General features: G+C 54.0%; 10 protein-coding genes. 5 read left to right on the top strand and 5 right to left on the bottom strand.

Annotated elements, in window-relative coordinates:
- Positions 1-262 precede the first annotated feature (262 nt).
- From BLU05_RS05925 to BLU05_RS05915, 3 genes are all read right to left on the bottom strand, one after another.
- Positions 263-1,237, bottom strand: coding sequence for a WD40 repeat domain-containing protein (locus tag BLU05_RS05925; protein ID WP_091878336.1), 975 nt, complete (start codon positions 1,235-1,237; stop codon positions 263-265).
- A 171-nt stretch (positions 1,238-1,408) separates the two neighbouring features.
- Positions 1,409-2,512 (bottom strand): CobW family GTP-binding protein, encoded by a 1,104-nt coding sequence (locus BLU05_RS05920; RefSeq protein WP_091878555.1) that lies wholly within the window; start codon positions 2,510-2,512, stop codon positions 1,409-1,411.
- A gap of 109 nt (positions 2,513-2,621) precedes the next feature.
- Complete coding sequence (locus tag BLU05_RS05915) at positions 2,622-3,368, bottom strand: creatininase family protein (RefSeq protein ID WP_091878334.1); 747 nt, start codon at positions 3,366-3,368, stop codon at positions 2,622-2,624.
- A 334-nt stretch (positions 3,369-3,702) separates the two neighbouring features.
- On the opposite strand from BLU05_RS05915, the gene BLU05_RS05910 reads away from it, so the two are divergent.
- From BLU05_RS05910 to BLU05_RS05895, 4 genes are all read left to right on the top strand, one after another.
- A complete protein-coding gene (locus BLU05_RS05910; RefSeq protein ID WP_091878332.1) occupies positions 3,703-4,194 on the top strand; it encodes a MarR family winged helix-turn-helix transcriptional regulator in 492 nt (163 codons plus the stop codon).
- Positions 4,195-4,289: 95 nt separating this feature from the next.
- Positions 4,290-5,180, top strand: a complete 891-nt coding sequence (locus BLU05_RS05905; protein ID WP_348271754.1) for a DMT family transporter — start codon at positions 4,290-4,292, stop codon at positions 5,178-5,180.
- A 146-nt stretch (positions 5,181-5,326) separates the two neighbouring features.
- Positions 5,327-6,346 (top strand): LacI family DNA-binding transcriptional regulator, encoded by a 1,020-nt coding sequence (locus tag BLU05_RS05900; protein WP_091878328.1) that lies wholly within the window; start codon positions 5,327-5,329, stop codon positions 6,344-6,346.
- 95 nt (positions 6,347-6,441) lie between these two features.
- On the top strand, positions 6,442-6,885 hold the full coding sequence (locus BLU05_RS05895; protein WP_091878326.1) for a hypothetical protein: 444 nt from the start codon (positions 6,442-6,444) through the stop codon (positions 6,883-6,885).
- 13 nt (positions 6,886-6,898) lie between these two features.
- Here the strand turns inward: BLU05_RS05895 and BLU05_RS05890 are convergent, their stop codons facing one another.
- Both BLU05_RS05890 and BLU05_RS05885 read right to left on the bottom strand, forming a co-directional pair.
- Positions 6,899-7,816 carry a hypothetical protein gene (locus BLU05_RS05890; RefSeq protein ID WP_175540522.1) on the bottom strand — a complete coding sequence of 306 codons (918 nt, stop codon included), beginning with the start codon at positions 7,814-7,816 and terminating at the stop codon, positions 6,899-6,901.
- Between the two features lie 112 nt (positions 7,817-7,928).
- The gene (locus BLU05_RS05885; protein WP_091878322.1) at positions 7,929-8,699 is read right to left on the bottom strand and encodes a gamma-glutamyl-gamma-aminobutyrate hydrolase family protein; all 771 of its coding nucleotides are present in this window, start codon (positions 8,697-8,699) and stop codon (positions 7,929-7,931) included.
- Positions 8,700-8,956: 257 nt separating this feature from the next.
- Here BLU05_RS05885 and BLU05_RS05880 point away from each other — a divergent pair, with 257 nt between their 5' ends.
- Entirely contained in the window at positions 8,957-10,063 is a 1,107-nt protein-coding gene (locus tag BLU05_RS05880; protein ID WP_091878320.1) for a TRAP transporter substrate-binding protein, read from the top strand.
- The last annotated feature ends 65 nt before the right edge of the window (positions 10,064-10,128 follow it).

Genomic DNA, 10,128 nt, shown 5'->3' with positions numbered 1-10,128 from the left:
AGCTCGTCAGGCTCATAACCTGAAGGTCACAGGTTCAAATCCTGTCCCCGCAACCAAACCTTCCAAATAGAAAACCAACAAGCTTCTCAAAACACATTATAAACCGGTAGCACACCGTGTTAAGCCCAGAGGCTCGACAATGGAGCCGCCGCAAGACGCTCTGCAAAGGGCACAACATCCGTCATGAAAGCCCGTAAAAGTGGGCTTCCGGAATTGTACGTCGTTACTTAAATACTATTTTGATCAAGCGCGGAAAAAGAGATTACGCCGTAATATCCACAACGCCGCAATCGCCGCTCTCGCTCCCAAACACCAGACGATGTCCGGTTCTGTCCCAATCCATCGACGAAATTGCGCCTTTACCGGGACGACGCAGCAGCACTTCCTTTTGATCCCCAAAGCGTCCAACAAGGATCATGCCGTCGGAATAGCCAATCGCGACAATATCCTCGACAGGATGGCAAGCGACGGCGGTCACGGCACTGTCGCCGCGCGTGCCAAGTTCCAGCGGCGCTTTACCCATCGGCCCGTCCTTGCCCGAGAATGGCCAGACAACGGAGGCCGGTGCACCTGATGTCGCCAGCCATTTGCCCTTCGGGCTCCATGACCAGCTTTTCACCTTGTTGGGATAGCCGGTCATGCGCATGTGCCTGTTATCTTCCAGACGCCAGCCGTGCAGCGCATTTTCCTGCATGGACGTGACAAGGAACCGGTTGTCAGGCGAGAAAACCACCTGGACGTGCGCGCCTTTCCATTCCAGCTCTGTCGGTGTTCCGTTGGTGGCAGGCCAGTGCAGCGTTACGCCATTATAACGGGCAACTGCCAATCGCAGGCCCTTTGGCGCAAAAGCAAGGCCCTCCACGCTGCGCTCATGAACCAATTCCCGTACTGATCCATCAGGGGCGCGCACCCAGGCGATTTTCCCCGATGCATAGGCAATCGCACCGTTTGGCGCCGCAGCCAAGGCAGTCATCCATTTGCGCGGTATATTGCTGAGTTCGGTGACTTCGCCATTCAAGCCGGTCGAACAGACGCGGCCATCTTCTCCACTTGTAAGTAATGACTTACCATCCGAAGAAAGCACTGCACAAAGAAGCCCGTCATGAGCCTCTGTGATCTTATGGCCATTGTCGAGCCGATGCACGGTGCCATCGGCGAGCGCAAAGAATGGAACGTCCTGAACAAAACGGGCGTCAATGCAGTGACCGGTCAGATCAAGCGGGGCAATAGTCGGCATAGATTGTAAGCTCATAAACTGGATTGAAATGGCGCCCGGAATGGCAAAAAAGAAACAAACAGGAATGTGAAAGGCAATGCCGTTCGTTCGTGCGAGGCTGCTATTAGAGCGGTATCGGCATTCGAACGAAAGACATCATGCCATTTCAATTTCATTCAATATGTTTGTAGCCTAGGCGAGGCAGCTTTCAAGTCCGGATTTCAGCGCATCATGGTCGAGTTCGCGGCCGATGAAGACAAGGCGGCTTTCGCGCTTTTCATTGTCTTTCCATGCGCGCTGATGATCGCCTTCAATAATCATGTGGACGCCCTGAATAACATAGCGCTCATGATCATTCTTGAATGCGAGAATACCCTTCAGGCGCAGGATGTTCGGCCCCTGGTCCTGAGTGATTTTCTGGACCCATGGAAAGAACTTATCGGAATTGAGTTCGCCCACGCGCAGGGAAACCGAGATCACACTCGTATCGTGAATCGGCGACGCGTGATCATGGTGGTGATGATGTCCATGGTCATGGTCATGATGATGGTGCGCGTGATCATGGTCATGATCACAATCAGGGCCGCAGGCATGGTCAGGATGATCATGATCAAGGAAGTGCGGGTCGTTTTCCAAGGCGCGGGTCAGATCGAAGGCGCCGCGATCAAGAACCCGGGTCAGGTCAATGTCGGCCCGCTCGGTCTTGTGGATGACCGCATAGGGGTTGATGGCACGAACGGTTGCCTCGACGGCAGCCAGTTCATCAGCCGTTACCAGATCGGTCTTGTTCAGGAGTACCACATCGGCGAAGGCAATTTGATCCTCCGCCTCGCGGCTGTCCTTCAGACGCAAGGGCAGATGCTTGGCGTCGACAAGGGCAACCACGGCATCGAGCATGGTTTTGCTGCGCACGTCATCATCCATGAAGAAAGTCTGGGCGACGGGAACAGGGTCAGCCAGACCCGTAGTCTCGACGATGATCGCATCAAACCGGCCGGGGCGGCGCATCAGGCCCTCCACCACGCGGATCAGGTCTCCGCGCACGGTGCAACAGATGCAACCATTGTTCATTTCATAGATTTCTTCGTCGGATTCGACGATCAGATCATTGTCGATGCCGATTTCGCCGAATTCATTGACGATGACCGCATAACGTTTGCCATGGTCTTCGCTCAGAATACGGTTGAGCAGAGTCGTTTTGCCGGAACCGAGATAGCCGGTGAGAACGGTGACGGGGATCTGAGGGATGCGCGCGGTGTCAGGCGCAGCATTGGTGGTCGTTGGAGCTTCACTCATCGTGTGCCTCTTTGAAAGGATGAACACAGGATATAGGTGATCATGACGGGTTTTGCCACATCCGATATGTTCAATTGCGTGAATGGTTTGTTCAAGCGGATTGAGCCTGTCACGCAAAAACCGAACAGTCGAAGCGGTCCACATCCTCAAGCAGTTCGATAATACCCTTTAAACTGTGTGCAATGAGCTTTTCTCCAGCCTCTGCCGTAGCGCGGGAGGCATCGCCGGCAACACCAAGCCTGTTCAGATCCGACATTTTCCAGCCAAAGGCATGTGGACCGTAGGCACGCAAATGTTTGTAGGTCCCGATATAGTGGCGTTGGTTCGAATCAAAGTTCTGTGCTTTCGCCATCTCGACCCTTTCCGGGTAGAGCGCCAGCATCACCGAAGTTTCGATAAAACCGCCATGGATATCGAGCGCTTTATCCTGTGGAGAAATAAGGCCATCCGGCAAACCAAATCGCGTCCAGCTTGTTGCGACAGCAAGCATATTGAAACGAACCCGCAGTTCAGTTGCGACAATTGTCATGAGCGGAGAATTGCCGCCATGGGCGTTGAGAATGACCAACTTGGACAGACCGCGATCTGCGACGCCCTTGCCGATATCGATCCAGCGGCGCACAGCCTCATCAAAAGCGAGGCTCTTCGTTCCCGCGACATCCATGTGTTCGATGGAGTAACCAACAGGCTCAACCGGTAGAAAATCGACTGAAAGCGTTGCGGGAAGGGCCGGTTTTAGTCGGTTGACGAACCCTTGCGCAATCAATGTGTCGGTTTCATAGGGCAAATGCGGCCCATGCTGCTCATGGGCACCAAGCGGAAGAAGAGCAATTGTTTTGGCTGATAGCGTGGGCATGGGTCACTCACGGGTTACAAGGACGCTCTTAGCATAACTGCCTTGATGGAGCGAGGGTAGGCATCCCCAACCCGATTTTTATCCGCTTATTTGGGCTCTGGCGGCAATTCGTCGGCAAATTTCATCAGAATGTCATATAAGAATTGTAACGCGGGTTCATCGGGGGATCGGCTTGATGGTGCAGAGCTGAAAATTGAAGCGCCAAAGGTTATTTTCGTTCAAAGTTGAGACTGCACAGCGCCGACATCCTTCGTCTGATAATTACCATTTACCAAAAAGAGCTAGCCGCCTTATCATTAACCGGACAATTGGTTCACAGCGAGCAGGAATTTGAATGGTCAAGGAACGCAAGCCTCTCATTCTTCACCGTCTGCAATCAACCGCTCGGCTGACGCGCACGGCACTGGCCACCCGGCTTTTGACCCATGGTTTTTATGCGGGACAGGACGCTGTAATGTTGCAGCTGGCGCATGAGGATGGTCTTTCGCCAAGTGTATTGGCAAAGCGTCTCGGTGTTCGCCCGCCAACAATCACCAAAACGATTTCCCGGCTTCAGACGCAGGGCTTTGTCAAAAAAGAGGGATCTGCGACTGACCAGCGTCAAGCGCATATTTTCCTGACAGATACGGGCAATGAGGCGATCAAGGCTATCGAGAAATCCATCCGCAAGACGGAGAAGGATGCGATGAAGGGCTTTGACAAGAAGGAACGCAAGGCTCTGATCAAAATGCTGCAGCGCCTTGAGATCAATCTGTCGGCTGCTGAACTGTTGCGTCAGACGGGGTCGGATGACGATCATGATGATGACGATGGTGACGACGAGTAATTTTCTGCCTGTCACAGTGCGATTGACCGTTACAAACGGTGCGAAATTGCTAACATGGTGGTCAGTCCTGCCTGTCTGATTGGTTAGCATCTTGTCTGTATCTCAACCTTCCTCTCAGGAAGCCGTACCCGCTGCTGCGATTCTTTATATTTTTTGCGGCGGGCATCCTCTTCTCCTGTCTGGATACAAGCGCCAAATATCTGGTTCTTCAGGGTATTCCACCGGCATTTGTGTCGTGGATGCGGTTTGTCGAGCACGCGGTGCTGGTTCTCATTTTCTTTCGCGGCTGGACCAATCCTGCGCTTTTCAGGGTCAGAAGTTACCGCTTTCAATTGCTGCGCGGACTGTGCCTGTTTGGCTCTACTTATTTCAACTTCTACGCGCTGCAGACCATGCAGCTTGGCGAAACGATCACAATTACATTCGCCGCGCCCATGGTTATTGCGGCGCTGGCGGGGCCATTGCTGGGGGAGTGGGCAGGATGGCGCCGCTGGGCTGCGATTATCGTGGCATTTATCGGCGTGCTGATCATTGCGCGTCCCGGCTTCGGAACGCTCAATCCCGGCTTGCCCTATTCGATACTGGCGATGCTGAGCTACTCGCTCTATGTGCTTTTGACCCGCCGCATGGCTGCCACCGAATCACCTGAGAGCCTGATCTTTTTCTCGGCCTTGGCGCCTGCCATTCTTATTTCGCCTGCCGTAACTGAAGCTGTCATGCCGCAGACATGGTTTCAGATTGTGCTTCTGCTGATGCTTGGTTTCTTTGGCGGGGTGGGACATTATCTGATCATTCTGGCCTATCGGCGTGCAACGACAGCTGCTCTTGCCCCTTATCCGTTCCTGCAGATCATCTGGATGCTCGCGTTCGGGTATCTCGTCTTTGACCAGTTCCCCGATGTTTATACGCTTCTGGGGGCTGTCATCGTTATTGCGAGCGGTCTTTACGTCGTACATAGGGAACACCGGTTGCGGATGCGCTCCTGATTGTCATGGGACCGAGTCACTATCCAAAGCCAATTGGGGCTTTGCAGGCGGCAGTCGGCGAAAGGGCTTTGATTTATCGGGTGGCAATGGCATAACGCCAGAGAACGACAATGTATTTGTCTGACCAGACGGCGGGGAGGCGGTTTTTGGCGCAAAAGATCAAACTATCGACAATTGCCGACGCGCTGAAAGTGTCTACTGCAACTGTATCGCTTGCTTTGCGCGATAGTCCCCTTGTGGCGGACCAGACGCGTGAAAAAATCAAAGAACATGCCCGCGCCGTCGGTTATATCTATAACCGACGGGCGGCCAGCCTGCGCACCTCGCGCTCGGGTATTGTCGGTGTGGTTGTTCATGACATCATGAACCCGTTTTTCGCCGAAATTCTGCGGGCAATCGAGAGTGAATTGGACCGCTCCGGCCAGACATTCATTCTGTCCAACCATTATGACCAGCTCGACAAGCAGCGCACATTTATCGAGACCGTTCTGCAATTGGGCGGTGATGGGGTCATCATGTCACCAGCCATTGGCACTCCGGCCGAAGATATCCGCATGGCTGAGGATAATGGTCTGCCGATCGTCCTGATTGCTCGTACAGTCAAGGATGCGAATGTACCGGTTTTTCGTGGCGATGATTCCTATGGTATCAGTCTTGCCACGAACCATCTGATTTCCCTCGGACATACACGGATTGCCATGGTCGGCGGTACGGACCAGACATCAACAGGCCGCGACCGCTATGAAGGTTATCTTCTGGCCATGCAAAAGGCAGGTCTTGAGGTCAAGCCGGAATGGCGCATTCCGGGACCGCGCACCAAGCAGGCTGGTTTTGACGCCGCGCCGCAATTTCTGGCGCTGAAAGATCATCCAACCGCTGCGGTTTGCTGGAACGATCTTGCTGCCATCGGCATGATGAACGGTATTGCCCGCGCGGGCATGGTTCCCGGCGTCGATATTTCCGTGACCGGCTATGATGATCTGGAAGAAGCGGCGATTGCCACGCCGGCTTTGACGACGGTGTGGAATGGTCAGCGTGAAGTCGGCCAGCGTGCAGCACGGGCGCTGCTTGATCAGCTCAACGGCGCTGACACCCATGCACGGCAGGAACTTATCAAGCCGGAGCTGCGCATCCGGCAGTCAACCTCAAAGCCCAAAGAGCGGTAGCATCATCAGGCGCGAGAGGCTTGCATCGCGCTCTAACGGTTGATTAACGCTGATTGCTTAAGGTCTTTCCGTGCGCGTACGCCCGGGAGTTCATTGTGAAGCTGAGTTTAACTGCCGGGATCGGCCTCTTCTCCTTTTTTGCTGTTGCCGCGCTGTTTGCGGATTTCGCGTCATTCACAGCGTCTCAGCCAGCCAATGTCGATCCGACAATGACAGCCTCAACAGGTCTGACGGAATTCGATGCCCCGGCATTTGTGATCAGTAGTCCGGGCGGTAGCGCCAGGTGCAAGGCATTTCCGCAGGAAAACGGACTGCCGGGCCATGATGCCCTGCATGTGAATAAGGATTGCGCGGCGCTTTATGCGCCGCTGGCCAACGCAACGGAATGGCGCAACAATCCGGATGGCACGATTGCTTTTGCTGACCAGTCCGGAAAAACCATCGTCGAGTTCAGCCCCGGTGATGGCCGTGCCTATGTCAGTGTCGCGCCACGGTCGGTGCTTTTGTCATTGTCCGCAGCGGGCGTCGATCTGCTTTAGCCTGATGTGAAGTTTAGCGTTTATGTGAAAGCGGCGGCACTTTGTATTCAGAAGGGCCGCCGGGCATGCCGGGTTTGAGTACATATTGGGGTGCAGGTTTGCCGCTCAATATGCCTCCGGCATTTTGAAATCGTATGGAATCCATTGTCGCTTTGGTTTGCTTTTGAGCAAGTAACGCGATCTTATGCTGCTCGGCCTGCACCTTTTTCGAATATGCATGCATATGCGTGTCCCATTTTCTTGATAATGAATCCGCATAATCTTTGAAGGGCTTAAGATGCCGAGGCTCGACAGCCTCACCGCTGTGCATCATTGAGCCAGTTTCGCCGAAGTAACGCGACCTGCGTTTATATTCATCTTCCATATATCCAATCATGTGACCGAATTCATGAAGAGCTATCCGCTGCGTAACCCCTGGTTCAAGCGATAAAGGTTTCAGGTCAAAGCTACTCAACTGCACATGCCTCATCTCGCACAATGGGCTTTTACGTGTACATGTGAGGCTTTTATACCTCTTGTGCTCTTCGGAATCCTTGATTTTTTCGACGTGGACAGGCCAATGCGCGCTTTGTGAGCTGCTATTGATCTGTATGGAAAAATAGAACCTCAAGCCGACTGGCCTTCCGTCAGATGTAGTGGTCAGCCTGTTTGTGCTCCACCTTCCAGCGATTTGCGATGTCCAGTTCGCTACCCAATCTCGCCGTTCACCATCATCCCAAGCTCCGCCGCTACCGTTTGTGAAAATGAAGTTCAGTTTCATAAAACAGATAACCCGTGGGCCCCACGGCGATTCGACAAAATACATATCGAAGTCCGTTCCGGTCCGGCCGCCGCTGCTTGCTTGACCATACGGGTTCAGCTCATAGGGAATCGACATTTTCGAAACAACTGGAAATTCCTGTTCCAGTGAATTTGTGAATTGAATTGCCACCATTGCCCCCGAACGGCTGGTACAAATTTAATTGTTACCGATGCCTGTAATGGAGCGATGTTCAAATAATATTTTGCGTTTCGCAAGCGATCCGATGCACTAGGCAATATCGCTATTCGGCGGCCTGAAGCCGTTCGCGGCTTGCCTTGTGCGCACGTGCGGCGTCGCCAAAGGCAGCGAAAATCTTGCGCGAAGGGCTGTCGGTTTTCACCCAATATTCCGGGTGCCATTGCACGCCAACGGCAAATCCGCGGGCGTTCTTGACCGATACGGCCTCAATGGTTCCGTCCTCGGCGACGGCTTCGATATCAAGCTGGGCGGCGGGCCGGTCGATGGCCTGTCTGTGTACGGAATTGACCTGAAGTGTGTCCGACTGCATTACATTGGCAAGGCATGAGCCGGGCTTGATGCGCACGGGATGGCGGATGGCGAAGCGCTCAGCCTGTTCGGCGGACTGAGGCGCGCGGTGGTCCATGCGGCCATCGAGTTCCTGTATTTCCGTGGCAAGTGTTCCGCCAAGGGCAACGTTCAGTTCCTGAATGCCCCGGCAAATGGCAAGCAGCGGCACGCCGCGCTCAATTGCCCGGCGGATCAAGGGCAATGAAGTTGCATCGCGGGCAGGATCATAGGGTTCATGCGCCTCGGTCGGTTCCACGCCGTAGAGCGAAGGATGCACATTGGATTTGGAGCCTGTCACCAGAACACCATCCACACCGTCAAGAATGGCGTCTATGTCGAGGCCTTCGCCAAAGGACGGGACGATCAGGGGGATGACACCGGCTGCGTCATAGGCAGCTTTCAGATACTGATCGGGTGCTGCGTGCCACGTATAATTTTCAAAGGCGCGAACGTCTGAGGTGATGGCGACGAGAGGCTGCCGCATGGCGATGCTCCAAATAATAATTCTCCTTCGAATGTAGTGTAATTCGGGTGCGTTTCCAATGGCTGCCGAAGGCGGGAGGCATTCCGTCGCAAAAGACGTTTTTTCCTTGGGATTCCACTCTGTTTTAATCAGCGCTTTGTTTGTGTTTTCAGCGGCTGGACTTGAATAGTCGAGCGTGTATGGTGATCCCCAGACCGGGAGCAATTGGACAGAAACTGTCCGGGGGGTCTGAAGCGATAAATTCTGGAGGAGAGTATATGGATCGTCGTTCATTCATCAAGAATGCCGGATTTGCCGGCGCGGGGGTTGCTGCGGCAACCACGCTGGCAGCGCCAGCAATTGCGCAGTCAATGCCGAAGATCACATGGCGCTGTGCGTCATCATTTCCAAAGTCACTGGACACGATCTATGGCGGCGCCGAGGTTCTGTCGAAATATCTGAAAGAAGCAACGGACGGCAATTTTGTCATCCAGCCATTTGCGGCGGGTGAAGTTGTTCCGGGCCTTCAGGCAGCTGACGCTGCTGCAGCGGGTACGGTCGAACTGTGCCACACCGTTGCCTATTATTACTGGGGCAAGGATCCCACCTGGGCTCTGGGTGCAGCCGTGCCATTTGCGCTCAATGCACGCGGTATGAATGCCTGGCAGTACCATGGCGGCGGCATTGACCTGATGAACGAGTTTTTCAACAAACAGGGCCTGCAGGCCTATCCGGGCGGTAATACCGGCGTGCAGATGGGTGGCTGGTTCCGCAAGGAAATCAAGACCGTTGAAGACCTCAAGGGTCTCAAAATGCGCATTGGCGGCTTTGCCGGCAAGGTTATGGAAAAGCTTGGGGTCGTGCCGCAGCAGATCGCCGGTGGTGATATCTATCCATCCCTTGAAAAGGGTACGATTGATGCCGCCGAATGGGTTGGTCCCTATGATGACGAAAAGCTCGGCTTCCAGAAAGTCGCGCCGTTTTACTACTATCCCGGTTGGTGGGAAGGTGGACCGACTGTTAGTTTCATGGTCAACAAGCAGAAATGGGATTCACTGCCGCCAAGCTATCAGTCCCTGTTCCGCACGGCAGCGCAGGCAACCGATGCGAACATGCTGCAGAAGTATGATTATGTGAACCCGCCCGCGATCAAGCGGCTGGTTGCCGGTGGCGCGCAACTGCGTCCGTTCAGCCCGGAAATCCTCAATGCGTGTTTCGAAGCAGCCAATGGCGTCTATGCTGAAATCGAAGCCAGCAATCCGGGATTCAAAAAGATCTGGGATTCCATCAAGGGTTTCCGCAATGAGCATTTCCTTTATGCTCAGGTGGCGGAATACACCTTCGATACGTTCATGATGGTGCAGCAGCGTAACGGCAAGCTCTAAGCTTTCTGTTTCGAATATAAAAAGCCCGGCAGCGATGCCGGGCTTTTTCTTTGTCTTGGCGCTAT

The organism is Phyllobacterium sp. OV277, from assembly GCF_900104355.1.
In the GTDB taxonomy this organism is placed as follows: Bacteria; Pseudomonadota; Alphaproteobacteria; order Rhizobiales; family Rhizobiaceae; genus Phyllobacterium.
Note: the sequence above shows the minus strand (reverse complement) of the source record. Positions and strands in the feature narration are given on the sequence as shown.